This window comes from Mucilaginibacter sp. (assembly GCF_025362475.1).
Taxonomy (GTDB): domain Bacteria; phylum Bacteroidota; class Bacteroidia; order Sphingobacteriales; family Sphingobacteriaceae; genus Mucilaginibacter.
The window spans coordinates 142,089-161,226 of record NZ_JANYGH010000072.1 but is presented as its reverse complement, the minus strand read 5'-3'; the positions used below and the strand labels follow the sequence as shown (position 1 = coordinate 161,226).

General features: G+C 40.2%; 14 protein-coding genes. All 14 read left to right on the top strand.

Annotated elements, in window-relative coordinates; translation table 11 throughout:
* Positions 1–9 precede the first annotated feature (9 nt).
* The 14 genes from Q0R88_RS25275 (at position 10) to Q0R88_RS25210 (ending at position 19,036) form a co-directional block, all read left to right on the top strand.
* A complete protein-coding gene (locus tag Q0R88_RS25275; protein ID WP_295721220.1) occupies positions 10–543 on the top strand; it encodes a phage tail protein in 534 nt (177 codons plus the stop codon).
* 3 nt (positions 544–546) lie between these two features.
* A complete protein-coding gene (locus tag Q0R88_RS25270) occupies positions 547–705 on the top strand; it encodes a DUF5908 family protein (protein WP_295721219.1) in 159 nt (52 codons plus the stop codon).
* Complete coding sequence (locus tag Q0R88_RS25265) at positions 705–1,439, top strand: hypothetical protein (protein WP_295721217.1); 735 nt, start codon at positions 705–707, stop codon at positions 1,437–1,439. The genes Q0R88_RS25270 and Q0R88_RS25265 overlap by 1 nt, the downstream gene beginning before the upstream one ends.
* Positions 1,432–3,318 (top strand): type VI secretion system tip protein VgrG, encoded by a 1,887-nt coding sequence (vgrG, locus tag Q0R88_RS25260; RefSeq protein WP_295721215.1) that lies wholly within the window; start codon positions 1,432–1,434, stop codon positions 3,316–3,318. The genes Q0R88_RS25265 and vgrG overlap by 8 nt, the downstream gene beginning before the upstream one ends.
* 3 nt (positions 3,319–3,321) lie before the next feature.
* Positions 3,322–3,573, top strand: coding sequence for a hypothetical protein (locus tag Q0R88_RS25255; RefSeq protein ID WP_295721212.1), 252 nt, complete (start codon positions 3,322–3,324; stop codon positions 3,571–3,573).
* Positions 3,574–3,595: 22 nt separating this feature from the next.
* On the top strand, positions 3,596–4,027 hold the full coding sequence (locus tag Q0R88_RS25250; protein WP_295721211.1) for a GPW/gp25 family protein: 432 nt from the start codon (positions 3,596–3,598) through the stop codon (positions 4,025–4,027).
* Complete coding sequence (locus Q0R88_RS25245; protein WP_295721210.1) at positions 4,024–7,197, top strand: baseplate J/gp47 family protein; 3,174 nt, start codon at positions 4,024–4,026, stop codon at positions 7,195–7,197. Before Q0R88_RS25250 ends, Q0R88_RS25245 begins: the two co-directional genes overlap by 4 nt.
* A 77-nt stretch (positions 7,198–7,274) precedes the next feature.
* Positions 7,275–9,899 carry a hypothetical protein gene (locus tag Q0R88_RS25240; protein WP_295721209.1) on the top strand — a complete coding sequence of 875 codons (2,625 nt, stop codon included), beginning with the start codon at positions 7,275–7,277 and terminating at the stop codon, positions 9,897–9,899.
* 4 nt (positions 9,900–9,903) lie between these two features.
* A complete protein-coding gene (locus Q0R88_RS25235) occupies positions 9,904–12,789 on the top strand; it encodes a hypothetical protein (RefSeq protein ID WP_295721208.1) in 2,886 nt (961 codons plus the stop codon).
* 2 nt (positions 12,790–12,791) lie between these two features.
* A complete protein-coding gene (locus Q0R88_RS25230) occupies positions 12,792–14,267 on the top strand; it encodes a contractile injection system tape measure protein (RefSeq protein WP_295721207.1) in 1,476 nt (491 codons plus the stop codon).
* Entirely contained in the window at positions 14,261–15,634 is a 1,374-nt protein-coding gene (locus Q0R88_RS25225; RefSeq protein WP_295721206.1) for an ATP-binding protein, read from the top strand. Before Q0R88_RS25230 ends, Q0R88_RS25225 begins: the two co-directional genes overlap by 7 nt.
* A gap of 14 nt (positions 15,635–15,648) precedes the next feature.
* On the top strand, positions 15,649–16,800 hold the full coding sequence (locus Q0R88_RS25220) for a DUF4157 domain-containing protein (RefSeq protein ID WP_295721205.1): 1,152 nt from the start codon (positions 15,649–15,651) through the stop codon (positions 16,798–16,800).
* Complete coding sequence (locus Q0R88_RS25215; protein ID WP_295721204.1) at positions 16,801–17,259, top strand: hypothetical protein; 459 nt, start codon at positions 16,801–16,803, stop codon at positions 17,257–17,259. It begins immediately after the preceding gene.
* Positions 17,260–17,377: 118 nt separating this feature from the next.
* The gene (locus tag Q0R88_RS25210) at positions 17,378–19,036 is read left to right on the top strand and encodes a DUF4157 domain-containing protein (RefSeq protein ID WP_295721203.1); all 1,659 of its coding nucleotides are present in this window, start codon (positions 17,378–17,380) and stop codon (positions 19,034–19,036) included.
* Positions 19,037–19,138 lie beyond the last annotated feature (102 nt).

The window sequence follows — 19,138 nt, the reverse complement described above, 5'->3', positions numbered from 1 at the left end:
TCTGTAATCATGAGCCTGATTAGCGGTATTGTAGATGGTCTGATCTATCCACCTCCGGGATTTCATTTCCTGGTGGTTATTGAAATGTTTCCGCAAACTCCGCAGGATATCCGGTTTCAGAGTGTAAGCGGGTTAAGCGTCAATATACCAACAGAAACTGTTGCCGAAGGTGGCGAAAACCGATTTAAACACCAGTTTCCGGGCGTACCTCAATTCAATAAACTGGTTTTAAAAAGAGGGTTGTTCCTGGGGTCGTTTGTTAGTCATTGGGCTCGCAACAGTATCGAAAACTTTGAATTCGATCCAAAAAATGTGCTGATAAGTTTGTTAAATGACAGCCATATCCCACTCAATGTATGGCATGTTTTTAATGCTTATCCAACAAAGATTGATATCTCTGAATTTAATGCCGAGCAGAATACCCTGGTAGTTGAAACGCTTGAACTTACTTATCAATATTTTAAACCAATGGGCCTCGATGATCTTGTTGCTGGTGCTGTAGGGGCAGTTGCGGGCGCAGTGTCAGGTTCTGTAAGCTTTTAAATTATGTCAGTTATAATTACGGAGATAGAAATATCTGTAGCTGTTGTTGATAGCAATTCAACAAACGGTGCCGGCTCTGCTGATGGCTCTTTAAAGCAGGAGATCATTAAAGAATGTATTGAGCAGATTATGGAAATTCTTGACAAAAAAAATGAACGCTGATGGTGAACATACTTAGTAGTTTATTGCCCGGTAAAGAAGCTCAAAAGCTTAAAATTGAATCGTGGACCGATATTAAAAGAAATGGCCCTGCCGAAAAAACATTTACTTCTTTTATTAATCCGGATGAGTTTACACTTAATTATACGGTTATAACCGAGAGCAACAATGCAGCTGGTGCCAACGGAAGTGCTGGTGGGTTTCTTGGTACCAGGCCCTTAGAAGTAGCATTAAAGTTTTTTCTCGATGGCACAAATGCCAATGGCGTTAAATTAGATGTTCCATCAAAAATTAAGGAGTTTTATGAGGCAGTTGGCTATGATGGTAAAAAACACCGTACCTGTTTCCTCAGAATAACGTGGGGACATCTTACATGGTTGCGAACCAATCAATATGAATTTGATTGCGAGCTTAAAACCACCTCCATTCAATATAAAATGTTTAAAAACGATGGCACGCCACTTCGTGCTATCATTAATGCAACATTTGCAGAAAAGCTTCAGGCTGCAGTAAGACAGGCTGAAGAAAGAAACTCCTCGCCAGACCTAACACACGTTCGTATAGTTAAAGAAGGTGATACATTACCAGCTATGGTAAATAAAATTTATGGCGATTTTAAATATTATCTTGAGGTTGCCAGGATAAATAATCTTAAAAACTTCAGGGATCTGCAACCCGGACAAAAATTAGTTTTTCCGCCTTTTGATAAAAATACAAAGCCAACTGATAATGTCTGAAGAAAGAGTTATTCCTGCGATTAATACGGTAGCCGAATTTAAAATATTAATTAACGGTACTGAAATTCCCAGGGAAGTGGCGAAGCTTTCGGTTAACGTTATGAAGATGGTAAATAAAGTTTCATCAGCAACAATCGTGATCCAGGACGGTGAGGCTTCAAGTGGTGAATTTCCATTAACCGATGGGGATCTGTTTACTCCGGGCAACGAGGTGGAAATAACAGCCGGTGATCCTGATAATAGCGTTAGCATATTTAAGGGTATTATCATTAAGCAATCCATCAAGATAAGAGAGTCGGTATCGCCAAATCTGGTAATTGAATGTAAACACAAAGCGGTAAAAACCACCATCGGTCGTAAAAATGCTTATTTCCATGACCTCACCGATGCCGATATTATTAGCCAGATTTTAGAAAGCGATGGCTTTGCATCTTCAGATCTGGACATTGGATCAACAGATGTTACTTATAAAGAAATGGTTCAGTACAACAGCACCGATTGGGATTTTATATTGAGCAGGGCAGAAGCTACCGGGAATGTTATACTCACAAACGACGATAAAATAGTTACTAAAAAGCCTACTGTTTCTGGGGATGCCACCCTGTCATTACTGCATGGAGCAACCGTTATGGAGCTTGATGCTGAAATGGATAGCAGAAATCAATTTACTGCGGTAAAAAGTGTTTCATGGGATATGGCTAACCAGGCAAATGCCGAATCGACAGCTAATGACCCTGCTGATCTGGAAGAAGAAGGAACCCTTTCGGTTAATGACCTGGCGGGAGTTGCTAGTCCGGAAGATTTTGTTTTAAATCATTCTGGTTCAATCACCTCAGAAGAGCGCCAGGCCTGGGCCGATGCGCAATTATTAAAATCGCGCCTGTCTAAAATACGCGGCCGGGTTAAATTTGATGGTATCGCTACTATAAACCCGGGCGATGTTATTGAACTGAACGGCCTTGGTGATACATTTAATGGAAAAGCTTTTGTCAGTGGCGTGCGGCAGGATTTCTCCGCTGTTTCCGGGTGGAAAACTAATGCCCAGTTTGGCCATACGCCTGATTGGTTTATTGATGAAAATAGTGTAACAGCACCCAAGGCCGGTGGTTTATTGCCGGGTGTTATTGGTTTACATACCGGCATTGTAACAGACAATGAAGATCCTGACGGAGAGCAAAGGGTAAGGGTAAAAATGCCATACGTAAATGCTGATGACGACGGTGTATGGGCAAGAATAGCGCTTACAGATGCCGGTAACGAACGCGGGATGTTTTTTAGGCCGGAGGTTGGTGATGAAGTGCTTTTAGGCTTTTTATATGATGACCCACGCCAACCGGTAATTTTAGGCATGTTGCACAGCTCCAATAAGGTGCCGCCGATAAGTCCTACCAATGATAATTTTAAAAAAGGATATACTTCCAGGGAAAAGTTGAAACTTACTTTTGATGATGAAATAAAAGAAGTTGTTATTGAAACCCCGGGAGTAAACAAGGTACTCATCAGCGATGACAAACAGGGGATACGACTGGAAGACCAGAATGGTCATGTCATAACAACCGAGCCATCCACCATAACCATTAAAGACTCAAACAGTAATCAAATAATTATTGATGTAAACGGCGGAATTATTACGGTAAAGGGGAATACCAAAGTGATAGTTGACGCGCCACAAATAGAATTAGTTGACGGGGCATCGCATCCCCTGGTTTTTGGAGATGAATTGCTCAGTTATCTTAACCAGATAGTTAATATATATCAAACACACATGCACCCCGGCGAGCTTGCTTTAGGGGCATTACCGGTAACTCCAGCTCCTCCTGTTCCGCCTATGCCTCCACCAACTCCATCCTTATTATCGGTTAAAGTAAAAACAGGTTAAAATATGGCGCTCAAAGCAGGCACACCATCAGATTTTTCGGGCAGTATGGCCGAGGCTATACAAACCGCGTTTACCAACCACTACCAGGAAGTAATGGGAAGTGCGGCCCCGCCGCCAAGTAAACAGATGCAACTCTTATTTGTAGCTGTGGCCGAAGGGGTGATCAATCACCTTAAAGCACATCCCGAAGCTTTTAAAGTTAAAACAACTTTCAACGATGGAACGCCTTACGATGGTGTAGTTGAAATTTCCTGATCCGCAATAAAATCTCTTATAAATGGACAAGCTTACCAATGTTTCTGAAAAGTCTTTTTTGGGTAGGGGATGGAGTTTTCCGCCAACTTTTTCAAAAATAGCGAGCCAGGTTTTAATGACCGCCGATGAGGAGGATATTAACAAAAGCCTGGAAATACTGCTTTCAACCACTATTGGCGAACGTTTTCTCCAACCTTTATATGGCTGCAACCTGGAAGATTATGTATTTGAAGCAATGAATGCTACAACAGAAACCGCTATTAAAGTAACCGTAAAAAACGCGGTGTTGATTTATGAACCCAGAATAAAATTATTAACTATTGAGCTGCTGGATGATTTTTTAACAGAAGGAAGAATTGATATACTGGTTGACTATGAAGTGATCAGTACAAACACCCGGTTCAACCTGGTATATCCGTTTTATTTAAACGAGGCTAATAACAAATCGGCATGAGCACTAAAGCTATTGACTACAAAATAATTCTTAAACGCGATGGGCAAACTCAGCAACAGCGAATGCCGCAGTTGCTTGATCCGGCCCTGGTTCCGGTTGATCAGCGTAGTAAGGAAGATTTGTATAAATACGTTCAAAAAATAGCATCACTGATCAAGTTTTACGATCTGAATCCTGCTACCCAAAAGTTGATTGAAAATGGCGCCTGGAATAACTTTTTTGATAAAAGTATTGAAGAATTGAATGCCCTTGCGGCAAACGCTTCCCTGCCACCTCATATTGCTTTGCTGGATTGCTTTTTTGAACTGATGGATCAACCCAAGGCGCTGATGAATACGCTTACCAAGCGTCATCTTGATTTTTATTACCAGCAAGTTTTAATGCTGGGTAAAAAGGCGCCCGTGCCGGATAACGCGCATGTTATTTTTGAGCTTAAGAAAAACACAGAAGATACTTTGCTTACAGCCGGTACAGCCTTACTTGCAGGCAAGGATGCTACTAAGAAAGATCTTAACTACGTACTTACACATGATATTGTAGTTAATCAATCAAAAGTTGCTCAGTTAAAGTCGCTATATGTAAACCCGGTTAATAAAAACTATTTGCATTATGCACCAATAGCCAATTCAAAAGATGGCCTGGGCGCGGTTTTAGATCCCACAAACCCTAAATGGAATGGATTTGGAAATTCCAGTCTTCCCCTGGCTCAGGTTGGTTTTTGCCTGGCCAGCGATATTTTAATGATGAAAGAGGGTAATCGTAATGTAACTGTTAACTTAACGGTAAGAAACCTGGATGTTGCCGCCAAAAATGCGGTGTTAACAGCTAATCTTTTTAAAATAAGTATCACGGGCGAAAAAGGGTGGATTGGTCCTAAGCTTTCATCAGCTACCATCACTTCGGCAGATAATCAAGTGTTCAATGTTCAATTCACCTTTAATATAACTAAAGATGAACCCGCGGTAATTGCCTATAATAAAGCAAGCCACGGCAGCGACTTTGATACCACTCATCCTATACTACAGGTACTTGTTAATACAGATAAATATGATTTCGGATATCGGAATTTGGTTAATGCCGAACTCATTGATTCAACAATTGAAGTTAATGTAACCGGTATTTCTTCGCTCAGCCTGGAAAATGATTTCGGAACGTTGAATGCCAAGAAGCCGTTTACTCCATTTGGGCCGTTATCTGATAAAAACTCAAACTTTTATATCGGCCACCAGGAAACGTTTTCAAAACGATTAAAAGAATTTTCGCTTGATGTGGATTGGAAAAATATCCCGGATTCAGACCTGGCATCATATTATATTAATTATAACCAGTCAAATAACGGCAACGGCGATTTTAATGCAGTAGCAGCTTTTAAAGATGGTTTTACCTGGCAGGAGCAACATAAATCTGTCCAGCTTTTCAACACTGCCAATGCGCAGGCTGCTACAACCTGGAAGTTTTCAAACCCTGCATTCCCGGTTTTATTTCCGCTATATATCCTGCCACAATTTGTTACGCCATATTATATAAATCCCGGTCATTCAATACTGCAAACAGTAACAAGCAAAATGTCATACCTGTTACCCGGGTTTTCAAACCTGCAGGCTAAAACCAATTTTGTAAAAGCTAAGGCATCTTTAACACTGCAGTTATATAAACCAGTTCTTCAGTTGCTTTTTGATGTGTATAGAGATATCAGGAAAGGGCAGGTACAGCTTCGTTTAGATCATAGTTTCCTGTTTAAAGATTACCGTGAAAAATATACGGCAGAAATTTTAAGATTTAGCAGGGATGGCGGAACATTGAAACTTCCATCAGAACCTTTTGCCCCCGAAATTCAATCCATAACCTTAAATTATACAGCTACAACGGCTAAAATTAATTTTAGCGGAACTACACTGAATGATTATATAAATGAGGAGATTGAATTTTTTCAATACGGAGCATTCGGGCAAATGCGCGAACATGCTTATACCCGTAGCAAGCACGATTTTTTGAACAATACGCTGGTAAAACTGGTGCCGGAGCATATTGATGAGGGATCATTACAGATAGGTTTAAGCGGCCTTTATGCCGAAGATTCTGTATGCATGCTTTTCCAGGCGGCAGAAGGTAGCGCCAACCCGGATAAACCTAAAATTGATATATCATGGAGTGTGCTTTGTGATAATTATTGGAAAACCTTAAGCAACGAAGATTTTATTTTTGATACAACCAACGGTTTATTAACCAGTGGTGTAATAAAGATAGTTGTCCCTCCCGAAGCAACAACATCCAACACTATTTTGGCAAATGGCTTATTGTGGTTTAAAGCGGCTATAAAAAATGACAGCGATGGTGTTTGCAATCTGCTTGATGTGCAATCAAATGCCGCCATTTCATCTTTTAACAACCAGGATAATGATCCTCAGCATTTAGTAAATGCCATGCCGCCTAATACCATAACAAAACTTAAAAATGATAACGGCAACATTAAAAAAGTAACACAGCCATACTCATCATTTGGGGGGCATTTAATAGAGGACGACCAAGCTTATTATATCAGGGTAAGTGAACGGTTAAGGCACAAGGAAAGAAGCGTTGCTATATGGGATTATGAGCGGATGATCTTAAACCATTTCCCTACGGTACATAAAGTTAAATGCATTAATCATGCTACACCAACTTCCTTTTATGCGCCGGGCAATATCCTGATGATTGTGGTACCCGATTTAACAAATCGTAACGCTGTTGATCCTTTTAAACCAAAGGTTGATAAAAATACCCTCGATCAGATTAACACATTTCTTACTCAACATTCTTCAGCCTGGGCACAATTCCAGGTCATGAATCCTTTATATGAAGCCGTAAAGGTATCGGTAAAGGTTAAATTAAAACGAGGATACGAGTTTAATTATTACGAAAAAATAATCGATCAAAAACTACAGGGCTTTTTATCGCCGTGGATAATATCAGATGGCGGGAACGACCTTCATTTTGGCGGTAAGGTTACCAAATCGATGATCATTAAATTTTTAGAAGACCTGGAATATATAGATTATCTGACCGATTTTTCGTTATATAAGTATTCGCCTAATAGGCAGATTTTTGGCCGTAATGTTGAAGTTGCCGAGGCATCAAGCCCTGCATCTATACTGGTATCGGCTATGCATCATGATATCATCAATGATTGATACTGCAAGTGGTACCCGTTTTTTAACTATTAGATGAGCAGTAGCTTATTCATTTTAAACAGAACAACAAGATAACCATGAGTGATGCACTAACTATTTCACCGCAAAAACCTCAAAACAGCGCTTTTGATTTTGAAGAATTAAGAAAGGTTGGAGTTGGCCATATTGAAAAAACTGCATCCGCTCTCTGGACGGATTATAACGTACACGATCCGGGTATTACTACGCTTGAATTGCTTTGCTATGTAATTACCGATTTAAGTTACAGAACAAATAATACCATTCCCAATTTATTGGCCACACCTACCGATACCAAGGCCAATATCCTGAAACATTTCTTTTCGGCAGGCCAGATATTCCCTAACAAACCGGTAACTATTAATGATTATCGCAAACTACTAATTGATATTGTAGGCGTAAAAAATGCATGGTTGCAAAAAAGAACCATTCCTATTTTTGCCGATATCAGCCTTAAAAAACTACAGTTTACTCAACCTTTAAGTTTGAAATGGGAACCGGTAAATGTGCAGGGTTTTTATGATGTGCTTATTGAGTTTGACACTACCGTAGCCGAAACATTTAAGCAAGGGATTAAAGATAACGTTAGAAAGGTGCTGATGCAAAACCGCAACCTTTGCGAAGATTTTTTATCCATAAGCGAAGTTGCCCGGCAAGAATTTAGAATCTGTACTGAATTGGAACTAAAGCCCGGTGCGGACCCTTTTGATGCCGTTGCTCAACTTTTTTTTAATATTCAATTATACTTAACACCACTAATAAAATTTTACTGGCTTAAAGATCTGTTGGCGCAGGGGTACACTTCTGATGTGATTTTTGAAGGGCCTATGCTTATTCACGGCTTTATTAAAGAAGATGAACTAATAAACGCCGGCCTGAAAACAGAAATTCATTTATCTGATATCATGCAGCAAATATTGAATGTTGATGGCATAATTAATATTCTTGATATCATTTTTAACCCCCTGGATCAGGCTACCGAATTGCCAAATAAATGGATAATTCCGGTAGCTACCGGAAAACAACCTTTAATCAATATTCTTGATTCCAATATTTTGATCTATAAAAACGGAATCCCGTTGCGGCCGGATATGAATATCATTAAAAGCAGGTTTGATAAGTTGATGAGCGACTTTATAGTTGGCAATGACAAAGTATTAACCGAAGATATTACATTTGATACAGGCAGCTTTATAGATACAGGCAATTACTATTCTTTTCAAAATCATCTGCCCAAAAACTACGGAATAAGCCATTGGGGCTTGCCCGGCGATGCTACGGATGAACGAAAAGTGCAAGCAAAACAATTGCAGGGGTATTTATACTTTTTTGATCAGCAATTGGCAAACTATGCTTCGCAGCTTTCACATTTGCCTAACTTGTTTTCGGTGAACCAGGAGTCAAGTACTTATTTTACACAAGTAGTAAAAAGCTTTAAAGATGCCGATACATTATTTGTAAACAAAAACACGGTAAGTTCAAATATTCAGTCGGCTGCCGAGGACAAGCCTACTTATTATAAACGGAGAAATTTATTTTTAGATCATTTGCTTTCGCGATTTGCCGAATCGTTTTTTGATTATGTGAATGTGCTTTATTCCGGCTTTACCTCAAATCCTAAGGATGTTATAAGCCCGGCAGTTGTAAATCCGGATGATATAATTCAGGATAAAATTGATTTTCTTAAAAACTATCCCGAATACAGTTCTAAACGGTTTGGCGGATACAATTACACCGATGGTAGTAAAATATGGGATACGGATAACATAAGCGGCCTGGAGAAACGATTAGAACGTTTATTGGGTTTTGATAATATTACCAGGCGCAACCTTGTAAATTTATTTACGCTTATTCAGCATGGCTTAAATGCTGCTAATAAAGATGAATACTGGTTTCGGATTATGGATTACCGTACCGGCAAAATTCTATTGGAGGGGGCTCAAAAATATCCCGGACAGGAGGAAGCCGCATTTGATCTTGATGATGCACTTACTTTACTTTATACTCCTTCGGCTTTAAAAATTATTACAAATGCCGATGGCACCTTTTCATACCAGGTTTTAAATGCTGCTAAAATCATTGGCACCAGCGTTATAAAATATGCATCTGCGAATGCTGCAAGTGTTGATACTATAAAGCTGGTTTCGTTGGTAACAAAGACGAGGGCAGAAGAAGGTATGTTTTTAATTGAAAACACGTTGCTTTTACCTAATCAGGATGTACAAGCCCCCGCAAGTCCGCCATTATCACCACCAGCAGCATCTTATAATGGCTTTTTGCCAATTTGCGTTGATGATAACTGTAAAGACTGTGATGACAAAGATCCATATTCATTCCGCATCGGTGTTGTTTTACCGGCTTATGCACCACGTTTTCTTAATCTTGGTTTCAGGCAATTTAGCGAACAAACTATCCGGATGGAAGCTCCGGCCCACGCTTTTGTAAAAATATGTTGGGTTAGCAACGAACAGTTGGTGGAGTTTCAGGATGCTTATAAAGATTGGCTCCGAGTAAAGGCGGGGCAATCTGTTGATGTTGGTAACGTTAAATTAAATAGGTTCATAGCAATTTACACAGCGCTAAAAACAGTATACCCTGTTGCACGCCTTGAGGACTGCAAAAGCACCGAAGAGCGTACACTTTTTTTATTGAATCAAAACGCATTGGGAACACTTAAAACATAAAATTATGGGTAACGTACTCGACAACATAAGTAAAGACAATACCCGCTTTACTATTTTTGAAAACGACCAGGTTTTAACTGCCGATCAGTTAAATGATTTATTTAATTACCTGGATGTGCAAACCCGGTTAACCCGTACTCAGGCAATCGGGGTTGGTATAATTACGGGTTTAGAGATAGGGGTGCTGAGTAATAAGCACCTGGTAGTTTCAAAAGGCGCCGCCATAACCACAGATGGAGACCTGCTACTGTTTCAAAACGACCAGGAGTTTGATCAGTATGATACCTTTGAGGATAAGAATGCAAAGTACTCCTACTTTCATCTGGATACAGATCAAACTATCCCAATGTTTCTGCTTAGCAACAGCCAGTTGGTGGGGGCAACTCCCGGTAAAAACTTATCAACGCTCGAGGATACAACGGGCACGGTGTTTAAAGATTATGTGGGTATACTTTACCTGGAAGATTATGATAACGATCCGGATTTGTGTACAGGAACTGATTGCGATAATAAAGGCATGGTAGCTGTTAAGGATCTGAAGGTTTTGCTTGTTCATAAAAACAATGTGCGTACGCTTTTACAAAGTATGCCGTCAATGAACAAGGATTATTTCGCGCTTGATGATCTAAACATACCCAGGGTAACAATCAGCACGGCAATTGATACCTACGCCGAACTGAATGCCTCTTTTAATAATGTACTGGCGGTTAAGGATGATATAAAGAATAAATTAACAAAGGCCTACCAGGTATGCCAGCTTATTGTAGAAGATGAATTTGACAGCGGCGACCCAACCACAAACTGGGGTACCTTGCTTGATCAGTATTTTACCGCTGCTACAACCACATCTACCCAGTATGTATATGATTTTGCCAGGGATATAAGCTATGCATATAATGAAATGCGCGAAAGCCTTTTTTCTGACGATATGCTAAGCTCTCCGGATGTTGACCTGTTTCCAAAACATGTATTGCTTGGCCTGGTTAGAGATGCAACAGTAAAAAATCCAATTATTACGTTGCCTGGTGTGGGCGGACCAACTGGTATCGGGCTGCCAATAAGGGAATTGCCACCAATTAACACTACGGCAATAAATAATTTGCTAAACCCGAGGGCTGCTTTACTCAGCAATATACGTTTTAATATAGGCGTTCTCATTCGCAGGTTTACCCCGGTATTAATTGATCTGGAATACCGCCACCATTTTTATGAGTCACCTATATTGAACAATAATGATGAATCTGATGAGCTTACCCGGTTTTGCTTTAAGCGGATACACAGTATGATCACTAATTTTAAAGTGCCCACTGCCACCGAGCTTCAAAACCTTGACCAGGGATTTAAAATTACACCAAGCTTTTATGAAGATGCTGAATTAGGTAAACGAAGTATTCCTTTTTACTATAGGTTCAATCCAAATTTACCATTAAACCTTTACTGGAATTTTAAAGCAAATAACCGCAAAAGGGAAAATAAAATACTTTCTTATTCGGCCAGTCAATATGCCCCAAATGATGCCGCAACTTTTAACCCGTTATTGTTTAATATTCTGCCCTATAATTTCTTCAGAATTGAAGGGCACATAGGGTTTAAATTGTCCGATGTTGAGGCTGCACTTAACAGAGTGATCTTAGCTAATAACTTGCCAATAAATATTCAATCTGTTCAGGTTGAAAAGAAGCTGGAAACCATACCCGGCAGGCCATGGTATTTTCCGCATTTATATATGTATGAAAAATCAATAAAAAGCACTTTTAATGATAGGTTGGATAATGCCGATATTGTAAATGATAACCTTCAGGCTAAAGATCAAACGGTGCCTGTTACCGAGTTTAAAACAGCAAAACAAAGCGTGCTTGATAATAGCCTTGAAATTGCTAACCCTAAATTTAATATGCTGAGTTACCGTGCTGCCATATCCAATGTAGTCACCGCAGCAAGCAACGTAAAAGCTCAAACTAAACAATACACCTTTTCAAATGCAGCAATTCCTCATGATTTTATTCTAAATTCTGATGTGATCAGGAAAACAGATGTTATTTCGGGTATTTACCAGGACTCCGTTGTAAAGAAAAAAACAGGGCTTATGCTGGGTAACTTTATGAAAGACAATCCGGGGCTTGAGCATGCCGGCGGGGTTTTACGCGGAGGTACGTTTGTATTGGTATATACCGCCGATGATCAAAATGTAATAGCAGATTTTATGTTACCATACGCCAGCATTGATAAGGATGTAGTGCCAAACCCACCGATTTACACACCGTTGCCTTTGCCACTACCAGAAGGGATACCGTTTATTCCTAAATTTCCAATTGATAACGTATTTGAACTTAAGCCAACTTATGTGAAACATTTTGAAGCCAATATACTTCCGTATGCCAAGGAAGCCGAACTTGATGGTGTAGTAAGCCAAAAAGTAGCATCTACAATTGATCTTAAAATGGCTGTCACCAATGCCAGAATTGATGGCATAGCTCCGCAGATAGCAAGCTTTAATTCCCGGTTGGATGACAATTCGGGGCTATTTAAAACCGTTTTGAGTAAAGGTACTCTTAACACCCTTCCAACTGGCGGTTTAACTTTTGGCACCCAGAATCTTACCGCCGATGTTACAGATCTTCGTCAAAAACAACTTGTCTTACAGCAACTTGCGCCTGAAGATCCTACAAGGGCAGAAAAGGAAACAGAGGTCTTAAAAGCAGCGGATATTGTAACGACGAAATTAAATGATCCATCGGTTGCGGCTGATCCTAACAACGCCGAAGCGGTAAAAAGCGTTTTAGCTGATGTGCATGGAGCTACAAGCCTTGTTCAGGATGCTAATTTGCAGCAACAGGTATCCGCGATAACTACTCGAGCTAATGTTATAACCAGGAGCTTTATCAGGTAATTGTGGATGGGGATGTAATAATTTGTAAGCAAAAGATCAGGATACAAGCCTGTAATGAAAAACTTGCGTTTAGTTGTAGTCAATATATCAATGAAATAGCCAATACAGAGCTGCCAAAGATGTTTGAGCGGATCTTTCATCAAACTGTTCGATCAGACAAAGTTTTAAAAATAGATTCAATTAAAATTGATATTGGATCATTAGCCGGAGATGAGTTTAACGATAACTTTATAAGAATAGTCGAGCAAAAGATCATCAACGAGCTGGTAAAGCAATTTGAGGCAAACCCGCAAAATACACAAGCTCCGGAATCTGAAGGAAACGACCAATGGGCACAGCATGAGCCGGCAGCTTCTTTACAATATGTTTCCCAAAGGCAACAAAATAGCTCGGCACTATTTTACTTTTTAGAAAACGGGAATTACCCCTGGTGGTATAAAAAAGAGCAGAGACAACCCCCTGCCGAACTTCTTGCCGCTCTGGATGCTGCCGAACAAAGTAACCTCCTGCTTAAGCTCATACCCAAAGCACGTAACTCATCAGCAAAAGATGTTGAACAGTTGGTAAAACGCCTGGTTAATCATCTTGATGACTCTGCTTATAATAATTACATCGATCAAATTGTAGGCTTATTTAACAACGCCGCATTTAAGGTAAATGTAGATATACTCCTTAATCAGAAAGAGCAATTTATATCCATTTTCGGCATCACATTAAAAGTATTTCATGAACAGGTGCTAAGCTTTGTTTTGCTACATGCTGATGAAGGTAATTTCTTTAAAGCATTTTTAAACCAATTGATGAGTTTGTTTCCGGTTACTAAAAATGAAATAACAAACAGGATCAATGCGCTTGATTTAAACCTGGCTTTCCATGAATCATTGAAAGGAAATATCGATACCCTAAATGGATCGGGCGATTCTTCTGAAACGTTGCTCAATCAAAAAAAAGCAGTACGTAGTAGCCAACCCGATAAATATGATTTATATATTGAAAATGCAGGCCTGGTTTTGCTTCACCCGTTTTTACCAGCTTATTTTCATGCATTGAAGCTTACTGATGAAAATGATCAGTTCATATCTGCAGAAGCGCAAACCAGAGCAGCTGTACTACTTTACTATCTGCAAAGCGGTGATGAGAATTATAAAGAATGGGAAATGGCGCTGAATAAAATCTTATGCGGTCTGCCTGCCAGCGAGGTTATTGTAAACGGCATCGGGCTAACTGAAGAAGAAAAGGAAGAGTCAAGGTTATTACTCCAAACTGTGATTGGTTATTGGGAAGCCTTAAAAGGATCAGGGATTGCAGCTTTACAAAATACCTTCATTTTGCGGGAAGGAAAGGTAACCTATAAAGATGATTATTGGTTGATACAGGTTGAACGAAGTGGCTTTGATATTTTACTTGACCGCCTGCCCTGGGGTATTGGTACAATAAAACTTCCATGGCTTAAAGAGTTAATTTATTGCGAATGGTAAGTGAATCCCCGGTGCTAAATAAGGACGCGTATCATTTAAACGCGTCAGCCCTGCTTGATGAGATCACCTGGTTTCAAAATGTACTTCAGGCGCGCCTAGAGGGGTATTGGGGTGAAGCATCAGCAACAGATTTAGTTTATAGTATCCCCCCGCCTGAATTATCAGCGGGGCGCTCTGTTTATTATGAGTTTGTTGATTTTTATAAACTAACATTTTCTGAAAGATTGGTACTAATGCTTGCATTATTGCCACATATTTGCCCGCAGGCGCTTGATGTATTTTTTACCCGCAATCAAACTAAAGATCGCGGTAGTACTGAGTTTGGGGGCTTGAAAGGAACAGCACACAGCGGCTTTTTGCCAACCGGCGAAACAGCTTTGTTTTTGCTTGCTGGCAACGACCTCAGCAAGCGTTTTAAGGCTCAGCAAATATTTGATACAGACCATTTATTTAGGGTTCATAATATTTTGTGGCTGGCTTCTTCGCCGGCAAATGAGCCCATATTTAGCGGGCAGCTATTGATTAATGACGAGTATGTAGATTTGTTTACCAGTGGCACACTTCGCAGGCCATCGTTCAGTATGGATTTTCCTGCCAAGAGGATCACCACAACCCTTTCCTGGAATGACCTGGTGCTTGAAAGGCACACCATGGAGCAGTTAAATGACATAAAGATTTGGCTGGAGCATGGTAAAACACTCATGAACGAGTGGGGGATGAAAAAGCAATTAAAACCAGGGTATAAAGTATTGTTCCACGGACCGCCGGGTACGGGTAAAACACTTACTGCCGGGCTGTTTGGCAAACTTGCAGGAGTTGATGTATACCGGGTTGATTTATCAATGGTTGTTTCAAAATATATTGGCGAAACCGAAAAGAACCTTGAAAAGGTATTTGTTAAAGCGGAACACAAAAACTGGATATTGTTTTTTGATGAGGCAGATGCTTTATTCGGCAAAAGAACAGCCATTTCTGATGCCCATGATAAATATGCCAACCAGGAAATAGCCTATCTGCTACAACGGCTCGAAGACTATAATGGCCTGGTGATATTATCATCAAATATGCGTAGCAATGTTGATGAAGCTTTTGGCCGCAGATTGCAATCCGTTATTTATTTCCCTGTACCCAAAAGTCATGAACGGCTTTCACTTTGGCAAAATGCGTTTAGCACTAAAACCACATTATCAGATGATCTGGATTTAAGTGCCATTGCCGATAAATATGAAATTGCGGGCGGTTCAATTATAAACGTTGTTCAATACGCATCACTTATGGCCCTGCATCGTGGTGAAAGTGTAATACGTCAGCCTGACGTATTAGAAGGTATAAGAAAAGAATTCAGAAAAGACGGAAAGACAATTTAAAAAAGGAGGGAAGTATGTTTGCTACAGTTAAAAAAACAGGTATTCAATCAGGCCCCGGATCATACAACAATGAGAAAACAACCATAGGGAATGATCTTTCTGTTCAACCTAAACTAACGGTCGGAAGTTCTGATGATCATTATGAAAAGGAAGCCGACTCAATGGCCGACCACGTGATGAATACATCCGACAATAACTTTATCCAACGTAAATGTGCTGAATGTGAAAAAGAAGAAGAAGTGCAAAGGAAACCATTGGCCGGCGATGTAACACCACTGATTCAGGCAAAAGGAGACGGAGGTGTTGCAGTAAACGAATCGACCTCAAATTCAATTAAATCGCCTTTAGGCAAGGGTGAAGCTCTTGATCAGCAAACAAATTCATTTATGAGCAAGCGTTTCGGTCATGATTTTAATAGTGTGAAAATCCATTCAGACGGCGAATCGGCGAAACTTAGTAACGATTTGCATGCAAAAGCGTTTACTGTAGGAAAGGATATATATTTTAATCACGGCCAGTATCAACCAAACTCAAACAACGGCAAATATTTGCTGGCCCATGAATTAACGCATACTCTTCAACAGAGCAACAGCGCTCAAAGAGTGCAAAAGTTAGATCTTTCGCTGCATTCATTTAGCAAAGGTACCTGTGGCGAACGAAATGTTCAATGGGTATTTGCATTGAGCAGTCCAGCACCGGATGATGGTTACCTTGTTCAACATATCAGATCATTAGAAACTAAGGCCGATTGTCCGTCGGATATTAGTTATACAGAATTAGCGCCGAAATTAGAGTTTTGGGAAGCCTGGAAAATAAATAAAGGTGATAAACTTGACTGGACAACCGTTAGAGATGCCTGGACAGATGGAAGCACCAGACCGGCGCAGCCTAACACCAGCGGAACACAAACTTCTTTAGGAACCATTAAATTTTTTACCAAGGCTGTAACCGGAGACCTCGGCGATTTTAATGTTGCACCCGCCGGAAGTAGCAGCTGGGGACCTGGGAAAGAGCCAACAAGCGGCGCCTTACCCTCAACTAAATCCGAACCTTCATGGTTTAACGGTGCTGCAACAGAAGGGCCGTCTTCGCGCTGGGCAAGTTCCTGGTGGAATTGTTGCGGTGAAGAAAGTAAACATTTTAATAAAGTTGATTCAAAGCCATAAATGGAAAATGTAATAAGCCAGGCAAAAGAACTCATAAGTAAGTTAAAGTCCTGGAAAGACGGGAATTTTACAGATGCAGACTGGGCCTTATATTTTGAATGCGCCCTGCTTATACAAAAAATGGATTCGCATGATATTATTCATCTTTTTGAAAATGAACGTGTAGTATTTACGCATAAGGATAATAATGATGTGTTACAATCACGGCTGTTTATTCTTTTAAGAATCATTTTTGATTTACCTGTCCACGCAGATATTTCATTAAGGAGATCTTTTAAAGGCTGGGAAAACTGGCCCGATGAAGACGAAGAAAAGCGAGTAAACCTAAGTTGGCCGGTTAATTGGAAAAATGGTCAGCCTTATATCGAAGATTCTTACCAAGGCTCAATGGGTAAGCCCTATGCTTTGATAGATGAATTTAACTACTTCAAAAGCTTATTTAAGTATCGGAAGATCTGAAAGGTTTTAACCGACGCGGCCTTATATCGCCAGGTGATGGAGGATAATATGATTTGCATATTGCGTCCCTGTTTTAAAATTGTATTTTTTCTTAGCTATATAATTTCATTGATATTTTGTGAAGGAAGTTGCCGCTTCAGAACCCGTTGCTACTCCTGCTGCAACCGTACAGCAGCAAGATTTGCCACAAAACGATGTGTCGCTTGAGGGAAATGTGGCTGGCCCGTTCCTTCAGGCTAAATTAAGTGTTGGCGCGCCTGATGATGCGCTTGAACATGAGGCTGATAATGTTGCAGACAAAGTGGTGAATATGCCAGAAAATTCATTTATTCAGCATAAAACCCATTTTAGTGAGGGAAGAAAAGCACAGCTTAGCCCACTTACAGGATCTATACAAAAGAAAAATGATATCAGTGGTACTGCGGTGCCTAGTGATGTAGGCCGGCAAATTGAATCATCTAAAGGTGGTGGTAATACCATGGATGAGGGAACTAAAAGCTTTATGGAAAGCCGTTTTGGAACCGAATTTTCTGACGTTAAAATTCATACGGGAGCTGAATCGGGCCAGCTTTCAAAAGCATTAAATGCACAGGCATTCACCGTAGGAAAAGATATTTATTTTAACCAGGACAAATATAATCCTGGTACCAAAAGCGGCAAAAGGCTGCTGGCCCACGAGCTTACCCATACTATTCAACAGGGAGATGTACCGCAGTCTGTTCAAAGAGATACAGATGTTGTTAATATGCCGCCTATGACAATAACTGCGGGAATGCCAGATACAAGTTCATTGACTACACCGGTTCCGGCTGGTAGCATGACAGCAAGCAGACCTCAGGCGGATATTGAATTAAATAGCCAGTTACCAGAAACTGTTTTACCTTTTACAGCCGGCGGATGGGATGGAAATGATATTGCCAACAAGCTGGGGCAGTATGATCGTATGCCGGGTACCGATAGTGATACCGTTCGTTGTGTGCAGGCAGTGGCATTAATGAGCCATATTTTAATGGGGCCGGCTGCTGCAATAAGTTACCTATCCGCAATTTCGCTGCAGGGGCTTTTACAGGCGCCCCAAGTTGGTACAAGGGAACGAACTGCCATGAGAGTCATTGATTTTGTTAAATCAAGAATTACAAGCAGGCAGGCTACTTATGGTAATATGTATTGGGCAATGGAGGCAGTGCATGACCTCTTTTTTGCTGATAATGCCGGTACACCTGCAGCAAATGCCAATACAGTTCGTAGCCAGATAACCCCAAGTCTTGATTTGTCTCAAAATATGGTAAATATGGATGTTTGGTGCAATAATAGGGCCGAGGTGTTAACCCAGGCATCATCACTCAATCCAGGTGAGCAATTAATGCTAAATACATGGGCAGTAAGCTTTAATTCAACGTTTGATATGGCAGGTTTGCCAACTACACAACAAACTGGTACAATTACCCAGGTTGATGAACAGGGCCGTAATCCCAGAAATGTATTTATAAGAAGGATTGATGCATCGCATAAGCCCAGGGCAAATCAAATAGACAATAATAGAGATAGTAAAGCAGGGCATCAGATGCTTATTTATAAAGATTCGGCAGATAGTCACATAAAAATGTATGAGCCGGAAATAACAACATCTGGTAAGCATTCGTTCGATCTCACGGCAGATCCTTCGGTAATTGATACTTCACTCTTTAGTGATCAGCCCAGTTTTGAATTATACCATTATGTTCAAATTTGGGGTAAAATTGTTCCATCTTCCTTAACCACTCCATTTAATCCTTAATCAACATTTAAAGAACAAAAATTTTGGAGTTCTTTAAATATTTATGCGGCCTGTATCTTACAGGTTAAATGGGGAGTTAATTCTATTGTATCTTCTTAATAC